Origin of the sequence: Microbacterium sp. SA39 (genome assembly GCF_000967865.1) — a bacterium.
GTDB lineage: Bacteria > Actinomycetota > Actinomycetes > Actinomycetales > Microbacteriaceae > Microbacterium.
Genome location: NZ_JXRU01000039.1, coordinates 294,264 through 319,560, shown reverse-complemented (window position 1 = coordinate 319,560; position 25,297 = coordinate 294,264). Strand labels below are relative to the sequence as shown.

Annotated in this window: 28 protein-coding genes and 1 pseudogene; 14 read left to right on the top strand and 15 right to left on the bottom strand. The window is 67.7% G+C overall.

Translation table 11 applies throughout. The features are described 5' to 3' along the window. Positions 1 to 27: 27 nt before the first annotated feature. From RS85_RS17945 to RS85_RS17935, 3 genes are all read right to left on the bottom strand, one after another. Positions 28 to 666, bottom strand: a complete 639-nt coding sequence (locus tag RS85_RS17945) for an ABC-2 transporter permease (RefSeq protein WP_046014799.1) — start codon at positions 664 to 666, stop codon at positions 28 to 30. Continuing rightward, entirely contained in the window at positions 663 to 1,514 is an 852-nt protein-coding gene (locus tag RS85_RS17940; protein ID WP_152642463.1) for an ABC transporter ATP-binding protein, read from the bottom strand. The genes RS85_RS17945 and RS85_RS17940 overlap by 4 nt, the downstream gene beginning before the upstream one ends. A gap of 64 nt (positions 1,515 to 1,578) precedes the next feature. Then, positions 1,579 to 2,202 carry a hypothetical protein gene (locus RS85_RS17935; RefSeq protein ID WP_046014798.1) on the bottom strand — a complete coding sequence of 208 codons (624 nt, stop codon included), beginning with the start codon at positions 2,200 to 2,202 and terminating at the stop codon, positions 1,579 to 1,581. Positions 2,203 to 2,372: 170 nt separating this feature from the next. Here RS85_RS17935 and RS85_RS17930 point away from each other — a divergent pair, with 170 nt between their 5' ends. After that, complete coding sequence (locus tag RS85_RS17930) at positions 2,373 to 3,041, top strand: GOLPH3/VPS74 family protein (RefSeq protein WP_046015000.1); 669 nt, start codon at positions 2,373 to 2,375, stop codon at positions 3,039 to 3,041. Between the two features lie 12 nt (positions 3,042 to 3,053). Here the strand turns inward: RS85_RS17930 and RS85_RS17925 are convergent, their stop codons facing one another. Continuing rightward, positions 3,054 to 3,488: a hypothetical protein gene (locus RS85_RS17925; RefSeq protein WP_046014797.1), complete on the bottom strand. Its 435-nt coding sequence runs from the start codon at positions 3,486 to 3,488 to the stop codon at positions 3,054 to 3,056. Here RS85_RS17925 and RS85_RS17920 point away from each other — a divergent pair. From RS85_RS17920 to RS85_RS17910, 3 genes are all read left to right on the top strand, one after another. Then, positions 3,475 to 3,759, top strand: coding sequence for a hypothetical protein (locus RS85_RS17920; RefSeq protein ID WP_046014796.1), 285 nt, complete (start codon positions 3,475 to 3,477; stop codon positions 3,757 to 3,759). The genes RS85_RS17925 and RS85_RS17920 overlap by 14 nt on opposite strands. A gap of 62 nt (positions 3,760 to 3,821) precedes the next feature. Beyond that, on the top strand, positions 3,822 to 4,520 hold the full coding sequence (locus RS85_RS17915; protein ID WP_046014795.1) for an SDR family NAD(P)-dependent oxidoreductase: 699 nt from the start codon (positions 3,822 to 3,824) through the stop codon (positions 4,518 to 4,520). Between the two features lie 170 nt (positions 4,521 to 4,690). Beyond that, a complete protein-coding gene (locus RS85_RS17910; RefSeq protein WP_200894867.1) occupies positions 4,691 to 6,202 on the top strand; it encodes an alpha/beta hydrolase in 1,512 nt (503 codons plus the stop codon). Between the two features lie 58 nt (positions 6,203 to 6,260). Here RS85_RS17910 and RS85_RS17905 read toward each other — a convergent pair whose 3' ends face one another. Beyond that, entirely contained in the window at positions 6,261 to 6,701 is a 441-nt protein-coding gene (locus RS85_RS17905) for a hypothetical protein (RefSeq protein WP_046014794.1), read from the bottom strand. A 257-nt stretch (positions 6,702 to 6,958) separates the two neighbouring features. Here RS85_RS17905 and RS85_RS17900 point away from each other — a divergent pair, with 257 nt between their 5' ends. Then, positions 6,959 to 8,179 (top strand): DUF418 domain-containing protein, encoded by a 1,221-nt coding sequence (locus RS85_RS17900; RefSeq protein WP_052703634.1) that lies wholly within the window; start codon positions 6,959 to 6,961, stop codon positions 8,177 to 8,179. Positions 8,180 to 8,259: 80 nt separating this feature from the next. On the opposite strand, the gene RS85_RS17895 is transcribed toward RS85_RS17900, so the two are convergent. The 5 genes and pseudogenes from RS85_RS17895 to RS85_RS17875 form a co-directional block, all read right to left on the bottom strand. Continuing rightward, complete coding sequence (locus tag RS85_RS17895; protein ID WP_046014793.1) at positions 8,260 to 10,095, bottom strand: FtsX-like permease family protein; 1,836 nt, start codon at positions 10,093 to 10,095, stop codon at positions 8,260 to 8,262. 278 nt (positions 10,096 to 10,373) lie between these two features. Continuing rightward, positions 10,374 to 10,706, bottom strand: a pseudogene (locus RS85_RS20125) (ABC transporter ATP-binding protein); the annotation flags it as partial. Positions 10,707 to 10,930: 224 nt separating this feature from the next. Further along, entirely contained in the window at positions 10,931 to 11,662 is a 732-nt protein-coding gene (locus RS85_RS17885) for a helix-turn-helix domain-containing protein (protein WP_046014792.1), read from the bottom strand. Positions 11,663 to 11,704: 42 nt separating this feature from the next. Further along, entirely contained in the window at positions 11,705 to 12,832 is a 1,128-nt protein-coding gene (locus tag RS85_RS17880; RefSeq protein WP_160298651.1) for a serine hydrolase domain-containing protein, read from the bottom strand. 139 nt (positions 12,833 to 12,971) lie between these two features. Next, positions 12,972 to 13,448 (bottom strand): carboxymuconolactone decarboxylase family protein, encoded by a 477-nt coding sequence (locus RS85_RS17875; RefSeq protein ID WP_046014790.1) that lies wholly within the window; start codon positions 13,446 to 13,448, stop codon positions 12,972 to 12,974. 163 nt (positions 13,449 to 13,611) lie between these two features. Here RS85_RS17875 and RS85_RS17870 point away from each other — a divergent pair, with 163 nt between their 5' ends. The 3 genes from RS85_RS17870 to RS85_RS17860 all read left to right on the top strand — a co-directional run bounded on the left by RS85_RS17870 (position 13,612) and on the right by RS85_RS17860 (position 16,704). Further along, positions 13,612 to 15,249: an alpha/beta hydrolase gene (locus tag RS85_RS17870; protein ID WP_082087700.1), complete on the top strand. Its 1,638-nt coding sequence runs from the start codon at positions 13,612 to 13,614 to the stop codon at positions 15,247 to 15,249. 64 nt (positions 15,250 to 15,313) lie between these two features. Further along, positions 15,314 to 15,721 (top strand): RidA family protein, encoded by a 408-nt coding sequence (locus RS85_RS17865; RefSeq protein ID WP_046014789.1) that lies wholly within the window; start codon positions 15,314 to 15,316, stop codon positions 15,719 to 15,721. A gap of 32 nt (positions 15,722 to 15,753) precedes the next feature. Further along, positions 15,754 to 16,704, top strand: a complete 951-nt coding sequence (locus RS85_RS17860) for a CPBP family intramembrane glutamic endopeptidase (RefSeq protein ID WP_082087699.1) — start codon at positions 15,754 to 15,756, stop codon at positions 16,702 to 16,704. An 86-nt stretch (positions 16,705 to 16,790) separates the two neighbouring features. Here the strand turns inward: RS85_RS17860 and bla are convergent, their stop codons facing one another. Further along, on the bottom strand, positions 16,791 to 17,735 hold the full coding sequence (gene bla, locus RS85_RS17855; RefSeq protein ID WP_046014787.1) for a class A beta-lactamase: 945 nt from the start codon (positions 17,733 to 17,735) through the stop codon (positions 16,791 to 16,793). 1 nt (position 17,736) lies between these two features. Continuing rightward, on the bottom strand, positions 17,737 to 18,462 hold the full coding sequence (locus RS85_RS17850) for a CPBP family intramembrane glutamic endopeptidase (RefSeq protein ID WP_200894866.1): 726 nt from the start codon (positions 18,460 to 18,462) through the stop codon (positions 17,737 to 17,739). A 163-nt stretch (positions 18,463 to 18,625) separates the two neighbouring features. Between RS85_RS17850 and RS85_RS17845 the strand changes: the two genes are divergently transcribed. Beyond that, positions 18,626 to 19,573 carry a GlxA family transcriptional regulator gene (locus RS85_RS17845; RefSeq protein WP_046014786.1) on the top strand — a complete coding sequence of 316 codons (948 nt, stop codon included), beginning with the start codon at positions 18,626 to 18,628 and terminating at the stop codon, positions 19,571 to 19,573. Between the two features lie 23 nt (positions 19,574 to 19,596). On the opposite strand, the gene RS85_RS17840 is transcribed toward RS85_RS17845, so the two are convergent. Then, a complete protein-coding gene (locus tag RS85_RS17840) occupies positions 19,597 to 20,631 on the bottom strand; it encodes a zinc-dependent alcohol dehydrogenase family protein (protein WP_046014785.1) in 1,035 nt (344 codons plus the stop codon). A 159-nt stretch (positions 20,632 to 20,790) separates the two neighbouring features. Here RS85_RS17840 and RS85_RS17835 point away from each other — a divergent pair, with 159 nt between their 5' ends. The 3 genes from RS85_RS17835 to RS85_RS17825 all read left to right on the top strand — a co-directional run bounded on the left by RS85_RS17835 (position 20,791) and on the right by RS85_RS17825 (position 22,596). Beyond that, positions 20,791 to 21,441, top strand: coding sequence for an SDR family oxidoreductase (locus RS85_RS17835; RefSeq protein WP_046014784.1), 651 nt, complete (start codon positions 20,791 to 20,793; stop codon positions 21,439 to 21,441). Between the two features lie 75 nt (positions 21,442 to 21,516). Next, positions 21,517 to 22,254, top strand: a complete 738-nt coding sequence (locus tag RS85_RS17830; RefSeq protein WP_046014783.1) for a MerR family transcriptional regulator — start codon at positions 21,517 to 21,519, stop codon at positions 22,252 to 22,254. Between the two features lie 33 nt (positions 22,255 to 22,287). Then, a complete protein-coding gene (locus RS85_RS17825; protein WP_046014782.1) occupies positions 22,288 to 22,596 on the top strand; it encodes a hypothetical protein in 309 nt (102 codons plus the stop codon). A gap of 5 nt (positions 22,597 to 22,601) precedes the next feature. Here the strand turns inward: RS85_RS17825 and RS85_RS17820 are convergent, their stop codons facing one another. Next, on the bottom strand, positions 22,602 to 23,390 hold the full coding sequence (locus RS85_RS17820) for an enoyl-CoA hydratase/isomerase family protein (protein ID WP_052703631.1): 789 nt from the start codon (positions 23,388 to 23,390) through the stop codon (positions 22,602 to 22,604). A 110-nt stretch (positions 23,391 to 23,500) separates the two neighbouring features. On the opposite strand from RS85_RS17820, the gene RS85_RS17815 reads away from it, so the two are divergent. Together RS85_RS17815 and RS85_RS17810 are read left to right on the top strand one after the other, a co-directional pair. After that, positions 23,501 to 23,872 carry a putative quinol monooxygenase gene (locus RS85_RS17815; protein WP_046014781.1) on the top strand — a complete coding sequence of 124 codons (372 nt, stop codon included), beginning with the start codon at positions 23,501 to 23,503 and terminating at the stop codon, positions 23,870 to 23,872. Between the two features lie 47 nt (positions 23,873 to 23,919). Continuing rightward, entirely contained in the window at positions 23,920 to 24,522 is a 603-nt protein-coding gene (locus tag RS85_RS17810) for a TetR/AcrR family transcriptional regulator (protein ID WP_046014780.1), read from the top strand. On the opposite strand, the gene RS85_RS17805 is transcribed toward RS85_RS17810, so the two are convergent. Further along, complete coding sequence (locus tag RS85_RS17805; RefSeq protein WP_046014779.1) at positions 24,509 to 25,297, bottom strand: MBL fold metallo-hydrolase; 789 nt, start codon at positions 25,295 to 25,297, stop codon at positions 24,509 to 24,511. The genes RS85_RS17810 and RS85_RS17805 overlap by 14 nt on opposite strands.

The following is a 25,297-nucleotide window of genomic DNA, read 5'->3' as shown; positions in this document are numbered from 1 at the left end:
CCGGAAAATGCGGTACGACGTTTGTCCTCACAGCGAACGTCGGCGGTAGGCGGCCGCGGCGGCGGCCGCGCCGATCGCGATGCCGATGATTCCGACCCCTGCGGCGATCACGCCGATGGTGGAGACCGGAAAGCTCTCGAAGTCCGACAGGCCGTCCAGCGCGCCCGTAGCCTGCGCCAGCCACGCGATGGCGGCCAGTGTCGCCGAGGGAGCGTATGCCATGTATCGAGCCCGGGCGTACCCGATGCGGAAGAACACGGGCAGCTGCAGGGAGAACGACAGGCCCACGATCGCCAGAGCGACCGCGTGCAGCAGCAGGAGCAGGTCGAAGGAGATCGCTTCGCTCCGGACCGCCGCGACCACGAACGTCACGACCGTCGCGATCAGCGCGGCCAGCAGGTAGTAGGCGAGAAGCGACAGCGTGCGGCCGATGACGACGGAACGACGCGAGACCGGGAGGATGCCGTAGAGAGTGTCGAGCCGCCCCCGTTCGTCGCCGAGGAAGGCCGTCGACAGCACGAGCGAGGTGACCAGGGAGGCACCGATGATCGCGATTCCCGGCACCGGAAGGATGACAGCGATCACCGCGATGAACGCCAGGGGCAGCAGTGCCTGCCTGTGCAGGGTCCAGGTCTGAAGGTCGAACCGGGCGAAGACGAAGGTCACGAGATCCGCGCTCCCGCGTCGTCGTCGAGGTGGATGATGAGGTCGTCGATGCTCGCCTCGTCTACGACGACCTCCGGGCCGAGACCTGCGGAATCGTGGGAGCGCGCGAGCGCGACCCATCCGTCATCCGCTCGCTTCAGGCCGATCAGGCCCGACGGAGGCGGTGTCCCGTTGCCGCGGACCACGGCGAAGGAGCGCACGACGTCGGAGAGCGGGCCGCTCTGCGCGACGCGACCGTCGGCGATGACCACGAGGGTGTCGGCGAGATCGTCGAGGTCGGCGGTGATGTGCGTGGAGAAGAGCACTCCGTGCTGCGGATCCTGCATGAACTCCCGGATGAGCGCAGTCACCTCGCGTCGCGCTGCAGGATCGAGCCCGCTCGACGGCTCGTCGAGGATCAGCAGCTCGGGCGACTGCGCCAGCGCGACGGCGAGAGCGAGCTTGACGCCCTGGCCGCGCGAGAGATGGTCGATGCGTCGCGCGGTGGGCACGCCGAGTCGATCGCGCGAGGCGACGAAGCGCTGCTCGTCCCAGCCGGGATAGAACGGCGAGAGACGTCGGCCGAGGGAGTCGACGCTCCAATCGGGCATCGCCGCCGGCCGGTCGAACGCGACCCCGACGCGGGCCAGCCCTTCAACCGAACCCGATGGCTGCCCGAACAGCTCCGCCCGGCCTGCATCCGGGATCTCGAGCCCGAGCAGAGCGCGGATGATCGTCGTCTTGCCCGCTCCGTTGAGGCCGACGAGGCCGACGACCTCTCCGCGACGCAGTTCGAAGGATGCCCCTCGAATCGCGAAATCCGCTCGGCCGATCTCGAGATCCTCGACCCGTGCCATCACTTCGGTCATCGCTTCTCCTGTTCGATCGATCACTCCGAGCGATTCGGCCGCCGCCTCGCGATGAGGCGTCGTCTCACCAGCCCAGCAGCGCCAGGACACCCGCCGCTGCGGCAGCTGTAGCGCCTGTCCACAGCACGATCGCGACGAGCTGCCAGAGCAGAACCCACTCTTTGCGCACGCCGGATGCGACGAAGAAGGCCGCGGTGAGCATCGTCGGCAAAGCGAGAGGAGCCAGGATGCTGGCGCCGGGAACGCCGAACTTGACGAGCCAGCGCCGCAGCTTCGTGCGCCCCTTGCTCCCTCGCGTCGTTTCGTCTTCTTCGCCATCGGCCGCCGCAGCATCGGTGGCGACCGTCGATGCAGTGGTGCCCGTCGACGACGAGGCGGCGCTCGAATCGGCCGGTGTGGTCGTGCCGGCTGATGCGGGTGCCGACGCGGCCGATCGAGCCGCGCGTCGTGCGACGACACCGCCACGGATGCGGGATCCGAGCAGCACGACGCCGAGCACGCAGAGGAAGTTGCCCGCCATGGCCGCAAGGGCCGCGACGACAGGGTTGATGCCGGCGATGATGCCGAATGCGGCGGCACCCTCCCCCTCGATGTAGGGGATGAACGCGACCAGCGCGACCATCACGGGCTGAAGAAGGTCGGGAACCTGGTTGATGAAGTCCTGAAGCCAGGGATAGGGGTTGTCCATCGGTTGTTCGTTCCTCGTGTCGGATGCCGCGACCGGAGGGTCACCGGTCGCTCTGAATGCAGTCAAGACCCTGTGCCCAGGACAGAGTCAAATGTTCGGCTCCGAGGCACACCCGACCTTGACCCGGTCCTGGGAACAGGGTCTTGACTGAACGCATGCGCGAAGAACTGATGTCAGAAGAGCCTCTCATCGTCGAAGACACGCTGCTTCTGCTCTTCCAGCCCGACTCCGGCACCATCGCGGGGGAGAACATCCTCTTCTACGTGCTCGGTGGGGCGGTGCTCGCCGACCTCGCCCTCGCCGGCCGGGTCCAGGCGGAGGAGCACGGCCTGTTCACCCGAGTGCGGGCGGCCGGTGCGGGCGAAGCCCCCGATCCGATCCTCGAACCGGCACTGACATCGATGTCGAAGAAGGCGCAAGACGTGCAGACCGTGCTCGCCGGCTCCGGCCCTCTTCTGCGTGAACCGGTCCTCGACCGGGTCGTCGCTCGCGGCGACCTGCACCGCACGGAGGGCAAGGTCCTCGGATTCATCCCGACGACGAAGATCACGCTGGCGAGCGATCGCCGGGCCGGACTGATCCGCAACGTACGGGCCGCGCTCATCGACGGCGAAGAGCCCAGCGCCCGGACCGCGGCGAGCATCGCCCTGCTCTCGGCGAGCGGAACGCTTCCCCAGTTCCACGCGGAGATCCCCTGGGGCAGCGATGTCTACACGCGCGCCAAGGCGATGGAGAACGGGGATTGGGGTGCCGCCGCCGCATCGAGCGCGGTGGTCCGCACCATGAATGCCGTCATCATGAACACGGTGATCGCGGCGACCGTGCTTCCCCGGCTGTGAGGCGGGAAGGCCTCATCCGTCGGTGCCGGTGAGCTGCTCTTCGAGGAGGACCAGTGCCCTTCGCTGTGCCACGTTGAGAACGGCATCCGAATGCGCGCCGAGAAGGAGGCCGACGGCGCGGGAATCGAACGGCGGGACGGGAGCTGCGATCTCGTTCACGAAGGGCGCGAGCACCGCCCCCAAGCGGTGGCCGACCGACCGGATCTCCTCGTGCGTCGCCGCGGCGGGGAGTGCGCCGAGGGCGTCCATGGCGGCCGTCAGCTCACCGACGACATCCGGGGCCGTCAGGCGCTCGTAGATGCGGGTCAGGTCGATCATCGCCTCCTCGCCGGCCACCCGCGCCAGCAGCAGCGACTGATCCCGATCGATCCTCGCCATCTCGCGCGAGACCGACCACGACGGCGACCCGGAGACGCTTCTCTCGCGCGACGAGATGCTCGTCAACATCACCCTCTACTGGCTCACGGGAACCCCGGCGTCGTCAGCCCGCATCTACTGGCAGAGCATGCGCACCTTCGAAGACCTGCCCGTACGGATACCGGTCGGATACAGCCGATTCCCTCGCGACATCTGCCGCACGAGCCGTCGATGGGTCGAAGAGCGGTACCCGACTCTCGCCTACTACAACGAGATGCCCAGAGGCGGCCATTTCGCAGCATGGGAGCAGCCGCAGCTGTTCGTCGAAGAGGTGCGCCGGAGCTTCCGAGCCTCGCTGTAGCTCCGAGTTGACCCGGTCCCCGCAACACGGTCATGCACTCGACATCGACCGAAGGAACAGATATGCCACTACTCGCCATCATCGGAGCAGGCCCCGGTCTCGGCCTGTCCCTGGCTCGCCGATTCGGACGCGAAGGTTTCACCATCGCGCTCGTCTCGCGAGATCAGGCAGGGCACGATGTGCTGGTCGCCCTTCTGGCCCGCGACGGTATCGTCGCGCAGGGCCATTCGGCCGACGTCACCGAACCCGCGTCGCTCACGGCGGCGCTGGGACTGATCGAACGGGACCTCGGCCCGATCGACGTGCTCGAGTACTCTCCCAAGCCCGGTGCGAACGCCGCCGAGCTGGCTCCCGTCGCCTCGACGGAGATGACCGTGGCCGACGTCTCACCTCAGCTGCAGTACTACCTGTTCGGTGGGATCACCGCGATCCAAGGGGTTCTCCCGCAGATGCGCCGGCGCGGAAGCGGGACGATCCTCGTCACGACCGGTGCCAGCTCCGGCCCCGTCCAGCATCCGCCCTTCGGGAACATCGCCGCAGCTTCCGGAGCGCTGCGGAACTGGGTGCTCAACCTCCACGAGGCCCTCCGTGCGGAAGGCGTCTACGTCGCTCACATCGCCCTCGCCGCCTGGATCGGAAAGGGCGGCCCCGACTCGGATCCCGACCGAATCGCCGACCAGTACTGGAGGCTCTATCAGGATCGGCAGCAGCCCGAGCTGTTCTGGGTGGACGCGACCATCGGTCAGGAGAAGTCCGACTGAAATCACCGGAGTCGGTGTGCCCGTTTGACCGTGTGCCGGGGACACGAGTTGTGATCGATGTCGAGGTGCTTCGTGCGGAAGAGCGCGAGCGGACGACGGAGGAGGACCACATGCGTGCCCGATGGAGAAACGGCGAACGGCGACGAGCGACGAGGTCTCTGGTGGGGGTGGTGGCTGTCACGTCCGTGCTGCTGATCGCCGGATGCAGTGGCACGAGCCCGGACGAGGGCGCGGCGGACGCGTCCGGGCTTGAGAATTTCATGGAGCAGGACCTCGAGTTCGGGGCGTGCGACCCGAGCATCGTGGGATCGCAGCCGCCGGTCCCGGAGATCATCGAGGTCGCCGAGAAGACGGAATGCGCCACGCTCGAGGTCCCGATGGACTATGAGGACCTCGACGGACAGACGATCGACATCGCCGTCACGCGCAACGCCGCAACCGGCGAGGACCGCATCGGCTCTGTCGTCTTGAATCCGGGTGGGCCCGGGGTGCAGGCGACGACCTTCTCGCCGCTGATCGCTGCTCTGTGGGCGGGTGGTCCCGTGACGGAGCGCTTCGACATCGTCGGCTTCGATCCGCGCGGCGTCGGACTGACCGAGCCGGCCGTCGACTGCTACACGGATGAGGAGCGCGATGCCGATGAACCGTTGGCCGCACTCGGAGCGTGGACGGAGGAGTCTGCGCGCGCGATCGTCGAGAAGTGCGCGGACGGGTCGGGAGGTGCGGAGATGCTCGCTCACCTCGGGACCCGGGATGTCGCTCGCGACATGGACGTTCTCCGCGCGGCGCTCGGTGACGAGAAGCTCACCTACGCGGGCGCGAGCTACGGCACCCGACTCGGGGCGGTGTATGCGGAGATGTTCCCCCAGAACGTGCGGGCCCTCGTTCTCGACGGCGCCGTCGACCCCCTCAAGAACACGGCTGATCGCAGGGTCCAGCTCAGCGCGGGACTGCAGGCCTCGTTCCAGCGGTTCGCTGACTTCTGCGCGACGCAGGCGGCGTGCCCCCTCGGAACCGACCCCGCGCAAGCCACCATCGCTGCGCAGAATCTTCTCCGACCGCTCGTCGATGAGCCCCTGCTGTCCACGGACGGCCGAGAGGTCGGCTTCCTCGCCGCGGGCGAGGGCATCATCTCCGGACTGTACGCGGAAGCCAGCTGGCCGGCTGTCATCGCGGGGCTGACCGAGCTGCAAGCGGGTCGGCCCGACGCCCTTCTCGCACTCCGCGACGGATATTACGGTCGAACGGAGAGCGGAGAGTACGCGAACGACTACGAAGCCCTCTTCGCCATCAACTGCCTCGACGAAGAACGGCTCACGGCAGACGAGATGACCGCTCTCGGCAATCAGCTCAACGAATCAGTGCCGTTCCTCGACCCGGGAATCACCCCCGCGACGCAGGACGGATGCGAATTCTGGCCAACCGAGCCGACCCTCGGCTTCCCCTACGCCACGGGCGTCGAGGGCCTTCCTGAGGTGCTCGTGACCTCCGTCACCGGAGACCCCGTGACGCCCCACGAAGGTGGGATCAGCCTGGCCGAGACCCTCGACGCGCGGTTGCTCACGATCGATGGAAACCAGCACGGCTCATTCGCCTCCCGCAACGAGTGCGTCGACGGGGTCGTCGCCGACTACCTCGTCGACCTCGAACTGCCGGATGAAGGGGCACGCTGCGCGCTGTGAGCCCTGTCACAGAGGCCGGCCAGAGGGCTGGTCTCTGGAGAGGTTCCACGCTCTCCTGTTATCTGGTCATTCGGGCGACCGAATCGAGCATCCGACCGGGGTCGTCCAGCAGCTCACGCATTCCGGGGTCAGCGAGAAGGCGGTCGAGCATCTGCTGGGTTGCGATGATCTGCAGGTGCCAGTACCCGCCGAAGTGGTGACGGTCGATGTCGAGACGGTACTGTTCGCCACCGGCTGTGACGTCGACCGCACCGGAGGGCGGTTCCAGATCCCACATCTCGAGGTTCAACAGCCGCACGGGCACGCTGATCGCCCGGGCGGCAACGCCGGGAAACCGGAACCGTGATGTCGGGACGTGAAGCGTGATCCCCTCGATCTCTTCCCAGGCGAATGCCTCGAGTGCGCCTACGCCGAGACGTCGACTGATCCCGTCGCGGCTGAGCAGGAGGTGGGTCTTCCACCTGTTGCCCAGCACCACACCATCGGCCGTAGCCTGCATCAGCCCGAAGCGTCTCGGCGGCCCGGCGTTACTTGATTCCCTACGGATGCTCATACGGCATTTGACAGCGTGTGGTCGGGACCGGATCAAGTCGGAGGTCCGCGTAGAGTGCCTTCTCGAGTTCGGCGCGCCCGAATTGTCGCGCATCGCTGTCATGTCACCCGATGACATCTGACACTACTGTCGCCCTGTCGGCGCCGCGAAGACTGGAAGACCATCCCCGTCTGACGCAGCTTGCACCTGCCGAAAGGATCTCCGTGTCCGCACCTCCTCAGGCCGGCGCAGGGCCGATCGCCCCGACGCGCCCGTCCCAGCGCCTTCTCGCACCGGACCTGGCGCGGGGCGTGATGCTGCTGCTCATCGCGCTGGCCCACTCCCGCCAACTGCACGCCGGGGGCAACTCGCTCACCACCCCCGCCGGTGGCAGCACGTTCGACGTCGCCGTCCAATGGCTCCTGACGACCTTCGTGGACGGACGCGCCGCCCCGCTGTTCGGAATCCTCTTCGGCTACGGCCTCGTCCAGATGACCCGCCGATACATGGGTCCCGAGGGCGACCCGAAGCAGGCCAGGCAACTCATCCGCCGGCGCGGAGTCTGGCTGATCGTGTTCGGGGCCGCGCACGTCATCCTGCTGTACAGCGGAGACATCATCGGCGCGTACGGCGCGTTCGCCGTGATGTTCGCCGGGGTCATCTCCTGGTCCACCAGGCGGCTGTGGACCGTCATGGCGATCACCCTGGTGTTCGGGGTCGCGGCCGCGGCGCTGCTCCAGCTCGTCACCCCCTCGAATTCGCCGTTGGCTGTCGGGCCCACGCTGTTCGACAGCGCGCTCCTGCGCTCCTCGGCGCTGGCGGTTCTGCCGATCGCCGCCGTCTCGATGGCACCCTCCGTCCTGATCGGGGTCCTGGCCGCGCGGATGCGGCTGCTGGAAGAACCCGACCGCTTCCGGCCGCTGCTGCGCCGTTTCGTCCTCATCGGGTTCCCCGTGTCGGCGCTCGGCGCGCAGCCGGTCGCGCTCCAGGCTCTGGGGCTGTGGACCCCCGGGAACCCCGGCATCGACGCCGCCGCGCTGGCGCTGTTCGCAGGCACGGGGATCGCCGGCGGGCTCGCGTTCCTGGCCCTGATCGCGCTCGTCGCCTACCGATTGCAGGACCGTCGGGGCCTGATCACGACCGCACTGGTCGCGTGCGGCCGACGCTCGATGACCTTCTACATCGCCCAGTCACTGGTCTGGGTGACCTTCACCGAACCATCGCTGCTAGACCTCGGCGGAAAGCTGGGCGCCGCCACCGCCGCCGGTCTCGCCGTCGTCACCTGGGTGATCACCGTCGTCATCGCCTACGCCCTCGACCGCACCGGGCGGCGAGGACCGTTCGAAGCCCTCCTGCGACATTTGACTTACCGCAACAGTCCGCGCCGGCAACCCGCTGCGCCACTGAACGACGCCCGGACATCCGATCTGAAACGAAAGTCATGACGACTGCAGCACCCGGCTCCCGCCACCTCGCGGCGCTCCCGGAGGGCGTGGAGTATCACCGAGTGGGACGTCTGCGCCGATCATCGAGGCATTCGACTTCGGGCGGGGACCACCATGGCCGTTGTCGCGATGATCACGATGACTGCCGCCAGCGCTGCGTAGACCGGCCAGTCGATCGCCGGTGTGATGCTGCCGAGCATGCCGTAGGCGACTCCGATCAACGCGGGAAGCACCGAGAGCGTGCCGATGACGAGGGCCGTGACCGTCACGAACAGCGACTCGATCGCCACCATCGAGGTGAGCTGACTGCGTGTGGCACCGACTCGTCGCAGAAGGGCGAACTCCGGCCTGCGCGCCCCCGTGATCATCCCGAGCGTGTTGGCCGCGGCGATGGCGACGAAGAAGAGGAGCACGAACAGCAGGATCGCCGAGAGCTGCTGCTGAGATGCTGCGCCGGTCACGGCGGCTTCCACGTAGTCATCCACTGACACCGTCTGCAATCCCAGGGACGTCAGGTCCGCCGAGCCCCTCGCGAAAAGCACCTCTGCGGCTGTCGGCCTGACCGCCTCGGGCACTGCGGACTCGTCGATCACGAAATCGCCGAACGCGAGACCGCGGTCGTAGACCGCGACGATGGTCGCGGTCGTCTCGGGTGAGCCCGCGTATCGCAGACCCGCGGTGTCGCCGACAGTCATTCCGGTGCCGATCAGGAAGTCACTGCTGACGGCGATCGTCGCCTCACCCGTGAGATCGTCGAGCGATCCCGCGGTCACCCCCACGTCGATCATCCCCGTCGTGCTGCCATCGATGGTGCGGATGCCCGCCTGCTCCCACGGCAATCCCTCGAGATCCTCGCTGTCGACATTCACCTCTGCGACCACCGTCGAACTTGCGACCACGGCGTCGATACCCGGGGCGGCGGCAACCGACGCTTCCTGCTCGGGGCTGACACCGTCAGGCGAGGTGATGATCAGATCGGATCCCAACCCGTCGCGCAGCTGCATGCCTGCCGCATCGACGAGGCTTCCGTTGACGCCCGTCTGCACGGTCCCCAGCGAAAGGAACAGGGCCAGCGGAATGATGGCCGTCGTGAGCCTGCGCGAGAATCCGCGGGTGTTGACGAGCGCGAGCATCCCCGGCGCGTTGCTCGACGACCGCGTCGCCCGGGCCGCACGCCTGGCGATTCCCCCGATCAGTGCCGGCCCGGCGAGGGCCGCGGCGCTGATGAGAAGGAACGCCGATGTCGCCCCTGTGGCACTCCCGAGGGTGCCAGGAACGAAGAACGGAGTGCCGGCGATGACGATGCCCGCCAGGAACAGGCTCGCTGCTGTGATGCGCCGTGCGAGCGACAGCTGCGACGACTCCGCGCCGGAACCGCGAACGGCAGCGGTCGCGCTGACGCGGGTGATCCTACGCGCAGCAAGCCGTGCGGCGAGCAGCGCCGTCGGGAACAGCAGGAGCAGGGCGCCGACCAGCGGCAAGGGCGAAAGGGTCAGCGCAGTCCCGGCCGGCACGATGCCACCGGATACGAGCACCGGCATCAGCAGGCTGGCCGCGAACAGGCCGGGGATGGCGCCCAGCGGAGCTGCGACGGCGAAGACGAGCACGACTTCGGCGTTCACCATCGAGCGCACCTGGGCGGGGGTGGCTCCCACGGCGCGGAGGAGAGCGAATTCCGCGCTGCGCTGGCGCAGGGCGGAAGAGAACGTCGAGGCGTCCACGAGCACGACCACCAGGATGGCGGTGCCTGCGAACGAGCCCGCCACGGTGACCAGCAGCGGCGCGTCGACGCGGATGCCGGTCTCCATGAGCACGCCATTCGCCGACAGCAGTGCGGCCGCGAACAGGACGATGAGAAAGCTGCCGACGAAACTGGACCTGTGAGCGCGTATCGCCGCGCGGGCGAATGACCACATGGCCTCAGCGACCCAACTCGACGAGGCGAGCAGCGATCTGGCTGGTGGTGGGCGATGAGCTCGCCGGCCAGCCTCCCGTCGGCGAGGAACAGCACGTCATCCGCGGTCGCCGCGACGTGCGGGTCGTGGGTGACGAGCACCAGCGTCTGGGAGAGCCGACGGGCGGCATCGCGCAGCACGCCGAGCACCAGGTCTCCGGTCCGGCGATCGAGCGCGCCGGTCGGCTCGTCGGCGAAGACGACCGTAGGCCGGGTGATGAGCGCGCGGGCGATCGCCACACGCTGGGCCTGGCCTCCGGACAGCTCACTCGGAAGGCGATCGGCCATCCCGTCGAGCCCCACCGAGTCGATCAAGTCCTGCTGCCACCGCTCATCGGGTCGCCGTCCGTCCAGCAGCATCGGCAATTGGATGTTCTCACCGACAGTGAGATGGCTGATGAGGTTGTATGCCTGGAAGACGAAGCCGATGTGGCGGCGGCGAAAACGTGTGACGGCATCCGGTGACAGCTCGGTGATGTCCGTGCCGCCGATGATCACCTGGCCGCTGGTCGGGGTGTCGAGCCCGGCGGCGAGGTTCAGGAACGTCGACTTGCCCGAGCCCGACGGACCCATGATCGCGGTGAACGCGCCGGGCTCGATGTCGAGCGAGATGCCCTGGAGCGCTGCGACCGGCTCGGGGCCGTTGGGGTAGGTCTTCGTGAGGTGCATGAGGCGCACGGCGGACTCGGACATGGTGGTTCTCCCGTCTCGGCGCCGAAGCTCAGCACATGGTTCAGGGAACACCCTGTGCCGAGAACGAGGTCAAGCTCACCGACACCGTCCGAGCCTGACGGCGCTCACTCGGATGCTTCGACCGTCGCCAGCGCGATGGCGGTGCCGCGGGCGATCACATCGAGCTGGGCGGGGTTGTAGAGAGCGGCGACCGATTCCGCGACCATCTCCCAGGTGAGCTGCGGCCTTCTCTTATGGTGGGCGAGGGGATCTCGCAACCACGGGTATGCCTGGAAATCATGAGCCAGCCCCACCGCATACCTCACGGCCAGAGCGCTCCGCGTCTCCTCTTCGGCATCCGGAGGAAGGGCGTCGAAATCGAGCCGCACGTCTTCGGGATCGGACTCGAGCATCGCCCGGATGTCGCGCATGGCCTCATCGTCGTAGACCTGCGCGTAGATGAGCATCAGAGACCGGTCGGTGGCTGTGAGACGCGAACCCATGTTCTCGAAACCCGGAGGCATGTCGGCGGTCGTCGCTCCGTCGGCGATCGTGCGGATCTGTGCTCGTGCCTCCTGAAGTCGCTCGATCGTAGCGGCGAGTTCGGCATCGATGTCTTCGAGCGCGGCGGCCGCACGATCGTCGCCCGCGGCCACGCGGTCGATCTGATCGACCGGGACCCCGAGTTCGCGCAGACGCCGGATCCGCAGGAGCTCCACGAGGTGCCGCACCTCGTAGCTCTTGTAACCGTTCGACGACCGCTGGGGCTGCTCGAGCAAGCCGACCCGATGGTAGTGCCGTACCGTGTTCACGGTTGTTCCGGCGAGGTCGGCGACCTCTCTCGTGCTCCATCCCATGACGCCCCTCGCCCTCCGTTGTCGACTACTCCATTCTGCCGCTCACAGCTCGCAGATGGCGGTGTCGATCAGGTCTCGCAGACGCTGTTCCGACTCGGCCTTTCTTCCGTTCTTGGTGACGACGATCGCGGCCGCACGGCCGTCTTCCGTGGCGGCGACCCGGCTCACGGTGCCCGGCGCGTCACCCCCGTGCCCCCAGGCGGTCACCCCGCAGCTCAGCTCGAAGGCGATGAGGCCGAGGCCGTAGGCCGCTCCCGGCCAGATCGAGTCCGCCGGGATCGTCTGCTGCATCTCGGCGAGAAGAGGCGCGGGAAGGAGCTCTCCCTCGGCGAGCGCCGAGAAGAACGTGGTCATGTCCTCGGCAGTCGAGACCATCGCGCCGGCCGCGTGCGCCCACGAAGGATCGAAGTCGGTGTAGTCGATCGGCGGATCCGCGAGCGGGATGTAGCTGCGCGGGTGCTTCCCTCGGATCTCCTCCTCGCCCTGCTCCGGGAAGTAGGTGTCGTCCAATCCGAGGGGCTCGAGGAGACGTCGTTCGAGCTCTTCTGCGAACGGCCGACCGGCGACGGCCTCGACGAGGAGACCGGCGAGGATGAAGTTCGCATTGCTGTAGCTCAGCGCCGCTCCCGGTGCGTTCTCGACGGGGTTCGTGAACGCGAGATCCAGCGACGCCCGAGGCGAGATGTAGCGATGCTGCCAGGGGATGAGATTCTGCCCGATGTCATTCGACATGTCGGGGAGGCCGCTGGTGTGCTGCAGCAGCTGGCGAACGGTGATGTCTGCACCCGTCACTTCCGGGTGTCGGATGACGCCGGGAAGATACGTCTCCACCGGCTCATCGAGCGAGACGAGACCTTCGTCGACGAGTTGCATCACGATGACGGCGGTGAATGTCTTCGTGTTGCTGCCGATGCGCACCTGATCTCCGGCGCGCGCCTTCTTCGTCTTGCCCAGCTCGAGCACGCCGGCCGCCAGCGTCTTCACGCGGTCGCGGTCGTCTCGGACGGCGACGAGGGCTGCGGGCCACCCGTCGAGCTCCATCGTCTCGGCGAGTGCGGCACGCACGTCGGAAGTCGGCACCGAGGTGCGCGCCGGCGAACCGGCCACGACACCGCTTCCGGCGATGAGCACCGCGGCGGTCAGGGCACCGAAGATCCTTCGATATCGCATGTTCATCTCTCTGTCCGGAATGTTCGCCGACTCCGCGTCGCAGCCGAGTCCTTTCGCTTCAGGAGACACCGTGTGGTGAGCACAGGGTCAAGTCCCAGCGAGCGATGACCGTCTTGACCCTGGTGACCCTCGCGCGGGTTCAGCCTCGGATGACGGCGCCCTCGACATCTCGCGGACGCACCGGGTGCTCGCTGAGTATGGAGATGCGGTTGAAGGCGTTGATCGTCACCGCGACCCATTCGGCTGCCACGAAGGTCGGATCTCCCAGAACGGACAGCGCACCGGACAGATCCGCGGTGGACTCCTCCGTCAGGGGAAGCACCGTGGCGGCTTCGGCCACCGCGAGGATCGCCTTCTCGCGCTCGTCGAAGAGTGAGCTCTCCCGCCACGCGGGGAGCATGTCGAGCTTCTGCTGAGGGATGCCGGACTGCCGCGCCTCGCGACAGTGCAGATCCAGACAGAAGGCGCACGCATTGATCTGAGATGCCCGCACCTTGATGAGCTCGGACTCCTGCGCCGAGAGGCCCCCTCGCGCCGCCGCCTCGCGTATCGCCGACGAGAATGCAACAGCCGCCTTCCACGCGTCCGGCATGACCTTGTCCACGTACGGTCGCATGTGACTCCTTCTCGGCGGATGTCTCTCACTCGCATGTCGCGATACCAGTATCGGCGCAGTCAACTCCCTGTTGTCAGCACAGAGTCAAGATCAGCGATCTCGCGAGCGGATCTCGCCCACCGGCTTTGACCCTGTCGCGGGAACACGGTGTTCCCTGCTGAGCATGAAACGATCGAGCAACAGATCCTCACCAGAATCCGTCCGGGCGAAGCGTCGAGCGCGCGGAGGGTGGCGCGCGGCCCCCGGCGTCGCGATCGTCGCAGCACTCGCGGCGGTGCTCACGGCTTGCACAGCACCGGGCGGAGTGCCGGCGGATGACCCGCGCAGCACGCAGATCCCGGCACTCGAGGAGTTCCACACCCAGGAGCTCGCGTGGGAGGACTGCTCCGACTACGCGATCACAGCCCAGGATGAGAAGTACTTCCCACTCGCTCCAGAGGCGGAATGCGCGCGGATGCAGGTGCCGCTGGACTACGCGGATCCCGCCGGTGACACAGCGTCGGTCGCCGTGGTGCGGGTACCTGCACGGGGCGAGTCTCAGGGCTCGCTCTTCTTCAACCCCGGCGGCCCCGGCGGTGCCGGCCTGCTCGGCACGATCGGCGCATCCTCGCTGATGACGGAGAGCGCGGTCACCGAGAGCTTCGACCTGATCGGCTTCGATCCCCGCGGTGTCGGGGCGACAGAACCCGCGATCGACTGCAAGCTCACCGACGGCTCCGCCGAGGGTGCGGACCTGCTCGCGAGGATCGGCTCCCCGATCCCGACGCTGACCGAGGATGACACGAAGGAACTGGCCGACCGTTGCGCGGAGGGCTCCGGCGGGATGGAGGCCCTCGCGAACGTGGGCACCCGCACCACTGCGAAAGACATGGATGTGCTGCGCGCGGTGCTCGGAGAGGACAAGCTGAACTTCCTCGGCCAGAGCTACGGCACCCGGCTGGGCGCGATCTACGCCGAGGAGTTCCCCGAGAACGTCCGGACCATGATCCTCGACGGCGCGTTCGACCCGAGCCTCGGCTCGCAGGAGCGGCTGCTCGCGTCCTATGGCGGATTCCAGGGCTCGTTCGAAGACCTCGCCGCGTTCTGCGCCACACAGGCAGACTGCCCCCTCGGGACCGATCCGAGCGGCTGGACCGCAGCCCTCCAGGGCATCCTTCAGCCTCTCGTCGACAACCCCGTGCCGGCGGGCGACACCGAACTGAACTTCGATGCCGGGCTGGGGGGCGTGCTTGCCAGCTTCTACAGCCCTGACCTCTGGCCGCTGGCGATCGAGGGGCTGCGTGAGGTGCAGCAGGGTCGCGGCGATCAGCTGCTGCAGCTGGCGACCGGCATCGCCGGCATCTCCGACGAGGGGCAGAGCTCGAACATGACCGACGCCTCGATCGCGATCAACTGCGTCGATGAAGACCTGCTCGACGCGGACGAACTCGCCCAGCTGCGCGAAGACACCTTTGCGCAGGCGCCGATCATGGATTCGGGCACGGCGGCCGACGAGTCCACGCGCGACAAGTGCGCGGACTTCCCGGTCACGGGCGAGCTGGGCATCCCCTACGCACAGGACATCGAAGGCCTTCCGTCGACATTGGTCATCTCGCTGACGGGCGATGCGGCCACGCCGTATGGGGGCGCCGTCGACCTCGCGAAGACGCTCGGAAGCACGCTCCTGACGGTGGAGGGCGAGGGGCACACGGTGATCGGCAAGGGGGTGAGCGCCTGCGCAGACGCTATCGCGGCCACCTACCTCCTCGATCTCGAGCTTCCGGAGAACGCTCCGGAACTGACGTGCGCGGTGAACCAGTGACGGTCGACCGTGTTGTCGCCACAAGGCCTTCAATGAAGCATCACCACCCGACGAAAGGCATCTGATGACCGTGCACCTCAGCCACCCCGAAGGTCTCCTCGAGCAGGAGGAGTACTCCCCGGTCGCCAGCGCGATCGGAACACGATTGGTGCTGCTTGCCGGGCAGGCATCCGTCAGGCGGTCCGGGGAGGTGACCTCCACCGACCTGGCGGGTCAGGTCCACACCGCGCTGCAGAATGTCGCCGTCGGAGTCGCCGGTGCCGGCGGCTCCGTCGCCGACGTCGCTCGGCTCACGATCTACGTCGTGGGCTGGACGCAGGAGATGGCGGAGCCGCTCTTCGACGGCTTGGCGCGGGCGCAGGCATCCGATGGCTTCGCCACGCCGCTGCCGCCGATCACCGTGATCGGCGTGCAGGCGCTCTGGACGCCCGAGCTGCTGGTCGAGATCGAGGCGACAGCCGTTCTGCCCTGATCGAAGCGCCCGACGAAGAGAGAAAGACGACAATGAGTGCACTCACCGGCGATCATCACGACCCCTCACCCCTGACCGAGCCACGCGCCGCCGGAGAGGTGCGACCCGGTCCTGCGATGTCGCCTCTCGACGGCAGTCGCCCTTTTGGAATCCACTACCGGATGGCGTGGTGGAAGTCGATCATCGTGATCGTCACTCTGCCCCTGACTCTGGTCGTCACCCAGCTGGCGTTCTATCTGCTGGCAGGTCTCGCCGAGGGCCGCGACCCGTTCGCGCAGGACCTCTCTCCGTTGAAGCTCCTGGGCGCCAACCTCGGCACGGGTGTCACGGCACTCGTGGCACTCGTGCTGGTCGGGCGCTTCGCGAAGGTACCCTGGCGATTCGTCTTCAGCGCACCCCGCCGGTTCGATCGGCGTCGCCTGCTGATGTACTTCCTCGGGTCGCTTGCGATCGTCGGAATCGCCTTCGCGCTGGTCGGCCTCACCGCCGCGGCGGCCGTCGGGTGGACGACCCTGAGCATCACGAGCACGACGGTCGGCATCCTCGTCGTCGTCATCCTCTCGACGCCGATCCAGACGGCCGGCGAGGAGATCATCCTCCGCGGTGCCGTGCTTCCGGCGGCGGGATCCTGGTTCCGCTCCGTGAAGCCCGCCTTCCTCACGGGCCTGGTGATCTCCAGCCTGATGTTCGCGTTCCTGCATGGATCGACGGACCCGATGCTCTTCGCGTATTACCTCGTGTTCTCGGTCGCGACAGCCGTGATGGGACTCCTCACGCGAGGGCTCGAGGCTGCGATCGCCTTCCACACGGCCAACAATCTGGTCGTCACCACGATCAACGCCCTGTTCGCCGGAGGCGGCGCGGTCGCCGTCGAGCGATCGGAAGGAGCTGCCGGGGGCCTCGCGCTTCTCATACCGGCGGCCGCGAGCCTCGCCGCACTGACGATGGTCTGGCTGCGGGAGCGCCGACGTCGCACCGCCTGACCGCGAGGAGACGTCGAAGGCGGCGCCGGACGAGAAACCCTCGTCCGGCGCCGCCTTCGTTCTGCGTGGCTCGAGCTGATCGATTGTCAGCGGCTCGAGAGAGAGTCGAACACGAGCGCGGCAGCCTCGGCGAGCACCTCGTCGATCGGTTCCGCGTCGACGTCATGACCGCGCGTCAGGATGGCGATGACGATCGGTTCTCGGTCACCGGGCGGCCAGGCGATCGCGATGTCGTTCCTCGTTCCGAATGCCGCAGAGCCCGTCTTGTCGCCGATCGTCCAGCCCTCCGGGGCCGCGGCGCGAATGAGCGCGTCACCGGTGGTGTTCCGCTGCAGCAGGTCGATGAGCCGGGCCTCGTCATCGACGTCGAGCGCGTCGCCGAGCGCGAGGTCGGCGAGCGTGGTCGCCATGGCCCGCGGAGTGCTGGTGTCTCGATCGTCCCCCGGAGAGACGTCGTTCAACTCCGGTTCGATCCGGTCGGCGTTCGTCGTCGTGTCACCGACGTCGCGGAGCATGGTTTCCATCGCTTCCGGGCCACCGAGGTGGCGGAAGAGCAGGTTGGCCGCCGCGTTGTCACTGAACCGCACCGCGGCGTCCGCCGCTTCGAGGAGGGACACGGTTCCGCCGACGCGCTGTTCGATGACCGGCGAGTACGGCACGAGGTCGTCCGAGGTCACGGCGATGGGTGCGTCCAGCTGCTCGTCCGTGGTCGTCGAGAACACGAGTCCGGCGGCGATCGCCTTGATCGTCGAGGCGAAACCGAAGCGGTCGTCCGGGCGGTACTCGACGGTCCTGCCGCTGCCCGTGTCGATCGCGTAGACGCCGACCACCACATCGAAGCGCTCCTCCAGCGCGGTGAATCGGGCGGGGTCCACCGGGGCAGGCGTCGACGTCGCGGGGACGGTGCTTGTCGGGGAGGCGGAGGTCGGCTCGGGCGCACCCGAGGGTGCGCAGGAGACGAGCACGACGGCGGCGAAGGATGCGATCGCTGCCGAGAGGAGTCGGCGGATGCCGGTGGGGTGCGAGTTCATCTCAGACCCCCGATCCGAGGCCGAGGAACAGCACGAACACCGGCAGAGCCAGGTTGTTGACGACGTGCACTGCGACGGCCGGCCAGATCGATCCCGATCGTCGGGCGACCTCGGCCGCGATGATCCCGACCACGATGGCAGTAGGCAGAGCGAGGTTGATCCCGTGGAAGAGGGCGAACACGACGGAGCTGCCGAGAACCGCCACCACCGCACCGTAACGAAGCAGGCCCCGCATGAGCACGCCGCGGAACAGGAGCTCCTCCCCGAAGGGCACGAGGAAGGACAGGCACACGAAGGTCACGATCAGAGCGACCACTCCCCCGTTTCCGGCCTGCTGGAACGGCACCTGCGCGTCTGCGCCGAAACCGAGTGCGATGAGACCCGCATTGACCGCACCCTTCAGCAGGAATGCCACGATTCCCGCACCCACTCCGATGAGAAGCCACCGCCAGGTCGTGCGGCGCACGCCGAAGACGGCAAGGGAGCGGATGCGGATGGCGAAGGCGACGCCGAACCCGACGAACCCGACGGCCGCCGACCATGCTGCCAGGGTGAGTCCGTAGGCCACGGGATCGGTCGGAAGGAAGGGCGCGAGGAGGACGAGGGCGCCCATCACGGCGGCGGCTGCGCCGAGACCTGCGACGATCTCCGGCCAGCCGGGCAGTCTCTCGGTCTCCGTCCTCTCGGCGGATATGTCGGGCAGTGTGCGGTGCGGACGGTTGGTCACGCTGGCCTCCTCAGGTTGAAGTTCATACCTCAGTGAAAACCCTGTTCTGGGGGCAGAGTCAAAAGCGTCAGCGCCAGCCACACCCCCCGGTGGCGGTAATCGATATGTGTGCAAGGATGATGCCACGGTGGTGTCCTCACCGGCTCGGATCAGGAGGTCGGTCATGCCGAACCCGCACAAGGTGGTCGTCCTCGTGCTCGAGGGCGCGCTCCCTCTCGACGTCGGCATCCCCGCAGAGGTGTTCCACCCTGACACCGGCTTCCCGTACGAGGTGTCCGCCTGCGGCGTCGTCGCGGGAACCGTCCCATCGAACGGCGGCTTCGGATATGCGGTCCCGCATGGGCTCGAAGCGCTGGCGGATGCCGACACGATCATCGTCCCCGGCTACGCGCCCTCTGGGAGACCGATCCCCGCGGAGGTGTGCGACGCCCTCCGCAGCGCAGCGTCCCATGGTGTCCGCATCGCATCCATCTGCTACGGCGCCTTCGCTCTGGCGGATGCCGGTCTGCTCGACGGCCTGCGTGCGACGACGCACTGGGATGCGGCGGAGAAGCTCGCGAAGCGGCATCCGCAGATCTCCGTGGAGCCGAACGTGCTCTTCGTCGATGAGGGATCGGTGCTCACCTCCGCGGGGGCGGCCGCGGGCCTCGACCTCTGTCTGCACATCGTCCGCTCCGATCTGGGTGTCGGCCCGGCGAACGAGATCGCGCGAGGCCTCGTCACGGCGCCCTTTCGCTCAGGGGGTCAGGCCCAGTACCTTCCGAAAGCCGTGGACGCCTCTCAGGGCGAGACGCTCGCGGCGACCAGGGAATGGGCGCTGACGCAACTCGCCGAGCCGGTCACGATCGCCGAACTCGCCGCGCACGCACGGATGTCGGCGCGCACGTTCCTGCGACGGTTCGCCGAAGAGACCGGTACGACTCCTCTGCAGTGGATTCTTCGCGCTCGAGTGGACACCGCCCGGGAGCTCCTCGAGAGCACCCGGATGCCCGTTGACCAGATCGCGGACCAGGTGGGCCTGGGCACCGGGGCGAACCTCCGACTGCACTTCCGCCGGTTGCTCGACACGTCGCCCTCCGAGTATCGCGCCACCTTCGCGGGACGGAGCTGACCCCGCGGAGGTGACGCGCCAGCTCAGGCCTGCGCGGCCACCCCGTCGTGTGCCGTGATGCGCTCGGGAAGCGCGACGGTCGTCCCGGCCACATCGATCGCGACCTTGCCGTGGAGCACGTACGACCGCCTGTTCTCCAAGAGCTCGTGGGCCTCACCCACGCGATCGAGAGGGAGGATCGCACCGACGACGGGCTTCACGAGTCCCCGCTCGACGAGGGCGGTCAGCGCATCCAGCTTCCCGCGATTCTGCCGCGTGAAGATGAAGTGATAGGCGGCGTTCACCCCCCACGCCTCGATGAGATTCTGCGGCTGCGCGATGTCGACGATGGTCACGACCCGTCCATAATCGGCGAGTGCGAGGGGGCTTCGGGTGAGGGCGTCGCCGCCGATCGTGTCGAGGACCACGTTCACACCCTGCCCCTGGGTGATGTCGGCGACCGCATCGACGTAGTTCGTCGCGGCGTAGTCGAGTGCGACGTCCGCGCCGAGAGAGCGCACGAAGTCCAGATCAGCGGCCCGCGCGGTGGTGATGACCCGCGCGCCGATGGCCTTCGCGACCTGGATGGCGATCGAGCCGACACCGCCCGCTCCGCCGTGGATCAGGATGGTCTCGCCGACGGTGAGCTGCGCACGCGTCACGAGTGCCTCCCATACCGTTCCGCCGACGAGCGTCAGGCTCGCCGCCTCGAGGTGGCTGATGTTCGCCGGCTTCCGGCCGACGAGGTCGACGTCGGCGACGTGCTGCTCTGCGTACGAACCCGCGCCGCCGAAGATCTGAGGCGTGTAGTACACCTCGTCGCCGACACCGAACTCGGTGACGTCGGAGCCGACTTCCTCGATCACACCGGAGATGTCGTGGCCGGTGATCGCGGGCAGGGGCACGTGGTCGGGATAGTCCCCCCGCCTGATCTGGAGGTCGAGGGGGTTCACGGCTGTCGCATGGACGCGGACCCGCACTTGGCGCGGTCCGACCTGCGGCACGGGGACATCTTGCAACTCGAAGGCGTCGGCTCCTCCGAAGCGGGTGAGCACGACGGCTCTCATCTGATCGGTCATCTCTGGTCCTTCCGAGTCGGGGCGGATGATGAGCCGCGACGGTGAGGCATGGATCCAGTGTGGCCAGCGGGATGAATGTGTACCAGTGGCGTGAATGCCATTATCCGCGAGGATAACGCCACGGTCCTGTTTCGCGATTGACTCGGTGCTCACCACAGGGTGTTCCGTGGTCGTACCGGTACTCCCGCAGGCCGCGACGAGCGAACGAGAGGAGGGGTTGTCGCAGACCTCACCGCTCAGACGGGAGTCGACGCGGTGGTCGCGTGCGCGACAGACGCTTTCGGCGACGTGGACATCCTCATCAACAACGCGGGAATGACCGCGGTGTCCGACTCCGCCGCCTCGCTCAACCGCGGAGGCGGGTTCCTCGGCCACTGGCATGCGTCGCTCGATCGCAACTTGACAACGACATTCCTGATGACGCGTGCGGTCGCGGGGCCCATGGAGTCGTCCGGTTACGGCCGCATCGTCAACGTGTCGTCGGTCTCGGGACCCGTTGCGGCGTACCCGGGCGACACGGCGTATCACGCGGCGAAGGCGGGCATCGTCGGACTGACACGCTCGATGGCGATCGACCTCGCGGCGGCGGGCGTCACGGTGAACGCCGTCGCTCCGGGCTGGATCGACACGGCTTCCGCCTCCGAGAGAGAACGCCGCATGGGCAAGGCCGCGCCCGTCGGTCGGTCCGGCACCGCTGCGGAGGTCGCGTACGTGATCGCGTTCCTCGCCGGAGAGGGCGCGTCGTACATCTCCGGACAGCTCATCACGATCGACGGGGCCAACTCCATCGCCGAGGAACGCGGGCGCTGACGATCGGCCGGCGAAGCTGACGTGGGCGAGCCCCGGTCTTGACCCTGTGGCGACGACAGGGTGTTGGATCTGCACATGACCTGGAGTACACGAGAGATCGCCGACCTCGCCGGGACGACCGTCAACACCGTCCGCCACTACCACCGCGAAGGCCTGCTGGAACTGCCGGAACGCACGTCCAACGGCTACAAGCAGTACACCGTGCGACATCTCGTCCGACTGCTGCAGATCCGTCGTCTGCGAGACCTGGGCGTGCCACTCGACCGCATCGATGTCGTCGGTGACGAGGGCGGGGCGGCGATGGACGCACTCCACGCAGTCGACGCCGATCTCGGGCTGAGCATCGAGCGGCTGCAACGCGCGCGCGCCGAGATCAGGGCGATCCGCGAGGGGGCATCGCTCACGGATGTGCCGTCGGGCTTCGAGCGCCTGGCGAAGAAGATGTCGACGTCGGAACGTTCTCTCATGCTCATCTACGCCCAGCTCTACGACGAGGAGGCGATGGCCGACATCCGAGAGATGCTCGCCCAGGAGCCGGAGGGCGCGAGCGTGGAGTTCGATTCCCTGTCTGCCGACGCCGACGAGGCGACCCGGTCGAGGCTCGCCGAGTCCTACGGCCGCACGCTCGCTCGGCACCTCCACGACTACCCCTGGCTCAGCGACCCGAAGGCGCACCTCACCAAGAGTCCGAACGCGACGCGTGACACGTTCGTCGAATCGGTGTCCGCCCTGTACAACCCGGCCCAGCTCGATGTCATGGGCCGCGCCAGCGTGATCGCGCACGCACTGATCGAAGGAACCGACGACGCTTGACCCCGTGGTGGGGACAGGGTGTGCGATGAAGCCATGCATACCGCCCTCTACGAGATCACGGTGCAGGTCGTCCCTGTGCTGATGATCGCCCTCTTCCTCGACACGCGCATCGCGCTGGCGCGCACAGCGCGCTCGGCGCGCTCGGAGCGGCTGCAGACCGCGGTCTTCCTGTTCCTGTGCGTCGGCGCGTTCGTGGTCTCGCTGCTGATCGTGGCCGACGTCCTGGTGCGGGGCCGTGTGACCGATGCCCTGGTGATCAGCGCGCTGATCGGATGCATCGGCCTCATGGCCGCGAAGGCCTGGACGCGCCTGACGGCTGCGCCGAAGCGGGATGCGCAGTGAACCGATCACCTGCCGACGAACGGCGGATGGACGTAGTCCTCGCCGTTCGTCGCCGTTCGAGCGATCTCGTCGATCGCGTTCTGCGTGTCGACGGAGTCGTACAGATCCATCGAGAGATCGAGCATCAGCGCGTCAGCGCCGACGACTCCTCCGCTGGACCACGCTTTCAGCAGAGCCCGCGTGGCGGCGTAGCCTCGGGTCGCGCCGCGCGCGAGTTCCGCGCCGAGTCCGTCCGCGGTCGAGTCGAGCTCTCCGTCCGCAACGACCCGGTACACGAGCCCGATGCGTTCAGCCTCGACCGCATCGATCGTTTCCGCCAGCAGAACATGGGCGGCGGCTCGGCCCCGGCCCACCCGCTCGGCGAGGCGCTGCAGGCCGCCGGCCAGCGGAGTGAAGCCCGTACCCGCCTCGACCCACGTGAAGGTGGCCGTCTCGCTGGCGACGATGAGGTCGGCGCGCAGGGCGAGTTCGTAGTGTCCGCTGACGACGGCGCCGCGGACGGCGCTGATCGTGGGAATGCGCAGAGCCTCGATCGCTGCGTAGGCCTGATTCACCTCGGCGATGAAGGTACGGAACCAACTCGCATCCTTCCCCGGCCACTCGGGGACATCACCGCCGGCGCCGAAGTCCGCACCCTCTGCGCGGATGATCAGCGCGCGGATGCTGCTGACGCTCGCTTCATGCACGGCGTCGAGGAGGTCGTCGGCGAACTGTCGTCCCAGCTCGTTGCGCGGCGGGTTGGCGAGCACGAGGCTTCCCACATCGCCCCGCTGCTCGAATCTGATCGTGCTCATTGGAGTGGCCCTCCTCGTCAGTGAATCGAATCGACCGCCTGTGTCGATGATCTCGACACTAGATCATTCTTGACTATATAGTCAAGAACTACGGAACCACGGAGGCGAGAATGGAAACGACAGCTGTGAAGAATCGCGAAGACAAGACAGGCGTGACGTTCAACGCCTATTACCGGGTGCATCCCGACGATCGGCAGAAGTTCATCGACGCCGTCGCCGACCACATCCCGTACACGGCCGCACAGCCCGGTTGCGTCTTCTACGTGTTCGCCGCCGACATCCTCGACCCGAACACGTTCCACCTCTCGGAGGGATGGGAGGACGAGGAGGCGATCACGATCCATCACGATTCCGCCCCCTTCCGCGAAGCACTGAACGAAGTGATGACGTCCGTGCGGATCCTCGACCATCAGGGACAGCGCTACGAGATCGCCGCGCACGCCGACGGCTCCCCTCCCGGGGGCGTGACCGTCACCGCGTGACCCGTTCGTCCGTGCCCTGCACGCTGCCGCGGCGGTAATCTCGAGAGATGGCGCGCCCACGGAAATTCGTCGAGGAGGACGTCGTCCTCGCTGCGGCGAGCGCCTTCGTCGCCAAGGGGTACGGCGGCACGACGATCGAGGATCTGACGAAGGCCACTGGTCTGGGAAAGCAGAGCCTGTACAACTCGTTCGGCGGGAAGCGGGAGCTGTTCCTGCGCGCGCTCGCTGCCAGCACGACGCACATAGTTGATCGCGCCCGCGAGAGCCTGGCCGTCTCGACGAAGACGCCACTCGACCGCGTTCGCGGGCAGCTCTTCGCCCTCGCCCTGCTCTTCAGCTCGTCGGGACCCATCGACTCCCTCTTCACGAAGGCGACCGTCGAGCTGGGCGATCGCGATGACGAGGTCGCCGCAGCCGCCGGCGAGGCGCTTCGACGACTCGAGACGGAGTATCGGGACTGCCTTGCTGAGGCCCGCGACAGCGGCCACATCGCCGCCGACTGCGACCTGGAATCCCTCGCGACCTACTTCGTCGCCGTGACTCGCGGGATGGAGGTCCTCGGTCACGCCGGCGCGAGCCTCGAGACTCTGCAGTCCGTCGCCGCCAACGCCATGGAGGCGATCCCGCTGAGCGACGTCACGCGACGGTGACGTGCCCCCCGGGCTGACGCACGACGGGAGTGATCCCCCGCTCGCGGGCGCTTCGCTCGAACCGGCCGACGGCGTCCGGCGTCTGAGCGTAGAGCGGCGGCCGGTCGAGGCCGTAGTGGATGGGCATCGCCGTGTGAGCGCCGAGGATCTGGGCGGCGATGGCCGCCTGCTCGGGGAGCAGCACGGCGGGGACCGGACTCGACGGAGAGTGCCCTGGTACGCCTTCCAGGACGGGACCGTTGATGGGGAGCAGTGCGACATCGATGCGACCGACGAAGTCCCGGATGCCCCACCAGAAGCCGTGGAACATCGTGTCGCCCCCATGGAAGACGCGGACGCCGCCGGCCTCGACGACCCAGGACACCTGGGGATCACCCAACGCGTCGACTGCCGGCACCGCCGTCACACGGAAAGCCCCGACGGTGCGACTGTCCCACTCTTCGACCTGTTCGGTTCGGAGGCCGTGCGATCGCAACGAGTCCTCCATGTGCAGCGCGCTCGGCTCCTGCGCGAACGGCCCTCTGCCGGCGACCGGCCGGAATACCCGAGCCCCCGGGCGCAGCGCCCGCTGAAGCGCCGCAGGATCGGTGTGATCCCCGTGGAGATGACTGACCAGCGCCAGATCGATCTCGCCGGTACGCGAGGGCGGCGGGAGCGGTTGATCGAGCGTCAGCGCTTCGCCGAGCGGCGCCTTCTCCTCGAGGAGATCGATGACGAGGATCTGACCGTCGTGTTCGATCTCGACGCCCGCCCACCCCAGCTTGCGGATCCTCAT

What these genes read in the sequence shown, in the direction of transcription:
- RS85_RS17940 (WP_152642463.1), bottom strand. Translation starts at nt 1,514, where the DNA reads ATGACCGAAGTGATGGCACGGGTCGAGGATCTCGAGATCGGCCGAGCG.
- RS85_RS17935 (WP_046014798.1), bottom strand. Translation starts at nt 2,202, where the DNA reads ATGGACAACCCCTATCCCTGGCTTCAGGACTTCATCAACCAGGTTCCC.
- RS85_RS17930 (WP_046015000.1), top strand. Translation starts at nt 2,373, where the DNA reads ATGTCAGAAGAGCCTCTCATCGTCGAAGACACGCTGCTTCTGCTCTTC.
- RS85_RS17920 (WP_046014796.1), top strand. Translation starts at nt 3,475, where the DNA reads ATGCTCGTCAACATCACCCTCTACTGGCTCACGGGAACCCCGGCGTCG.
- RS85_RS17925 (WP_046014797.1), bottom strand. Translation starts at nt 3,488, where the DNA reads ATGTTGACGAGCATCTCGTCGCGCGAGAGAAGCGTCTCCGGGTCGCCG.
- RS85_RS17915 (WP_046014795.1), top strand. Translation starts at nt 3,822, where the DNA reads ATGCCACTACTCGCCATCATCGGAGCAGGCCCCGGTCTCGGCCTGTCC.
- RS85_RS17905 (WP_046014794.1), bottom strand. Translation starts at nt 6,701, where the DNA reads ATGCAGGCTACGGCCGATGGTGTGGTGCTGGGCAACAGGTGGAAGACC.
- RS85_RS17895 (WP_046014793.1), bottom strand. Translation starts at nt 10,095, where the DNA reads ATGTGGTCATTCGCCCGCGCGGCGATACGCGCTCACAGGTCCAGTTTC.
- RS85_RS17885 (WP_046014792.1), bottom strand. Translation starts at nt 11,662, where the DNA reads ATGGGATGGAGCACGAGAGAGGTCGCCGACCTCGCCGGAACAACCGTG.
- RS85_RS17880 (WP_160298651.1), bottom strand. Translation starts at nt 12,832, where the DNA reads ATGCGATATCGAAGGATCTTCGGTGCCCTGACCGCCGCGGTGCTCATC.
- RS85_RS17875 (WP_046014790.1), bottom strand. Translation starts at nt 13,448, where the DNA reads ATGCGACCGTACGTGGACAAGGTCATGCCGGACGCGTGGAAGGCGGCT.
- RS85_RS17870 (WP_082087700.1), top strand. Translation starts at nt 13,612, where the DNA reads ATGAAACGATCGAGCAACAGATCCTCACCAGAATCCGTCCGGGCGAAG.
- RS85_RS17865 (WP_046014789.1), top strand. Translation starts at nt 15,314, where the DNA reads ATGACCGTGCACCTCAGCCACCCCGAAGGTCTCCTCGAGCAGGAGGAG.
- RS85_RS17860 (WP_082087699.1), top strand. Translation starts at nt 15,754, where the DNA reads ATGAGTGCACTCACCGGCGATCATCACGACCCCTCACCCCTGACCGAG.
- bla (WP_046014787.1), bottom strand. Translation starts at nt 17,735, where the DNA reads ATGAACTCGCACCCCACCGGCATCCGCCGACTCCTCTCGGCAGCGATC.
- RS85_RS17845 (WP_046014786.1), top strand. Translation starts at nt 18,626, where the DNA reads ATGCCGAACCCGCACAAGGTGGTCGTCCTCGTGCTCGAGGGCGCGCTC.
- RS85_RS17840 (WP_046014785.1), bottom strand. Translation starts at nt 20,631, where the DNA reads ATGACCGATCAGATGAGAGCCGTCGTGCTCACCCGCTTCGGAGGAGCC.
- RS85_RS17830 (WP_046014783.1), top strand. Translation starts at nt 21,517, where the DNA reads ATGACCTGGAGTACACGAGAGATCGCCGACCTCGCCGGGACGACCGTC.
- RS85_RS17825 (WP_046014782.1), top strand. Translation starts at nt 22,288, where the DNA reads ATGCATACCGCCCTCTACGAGATCACGGTGCAGGTCGTCCCTGTGCTG.
- RS85_RS17820 (WP_052703631.1), bottom strand. Translation starts at nt 23,390, where the DNA reads ATGAGCACGATCAGATTCGAGCAGCGGGGCGATGTGGGAAGCCTCGTG.
- RS85_RS17815 (WP_046014781.1), top strand. Translation starts at nt 23,501, where the DNA reads ATGGAAACGACAGCTGTGAAGAATCGCGAAGACAAGACAGGCGTGACG.
- RS85_RS17810 (WP_046014780.1), top strand. Translation starts at nt 23,920, where the DNA reads ATGGCGCGCCCACGGAAATTCGTCGAGGAGGACGTCGTCCTCGCTGCG.
- RS85_RS17805 (WP_046014779.1), bottom strand. Translation starts at nt 25,297, where the DNA reads ATGAGGATCCGCAAGCTGGGGTGGGCGGGCGTCGAGATCGAACACGAC.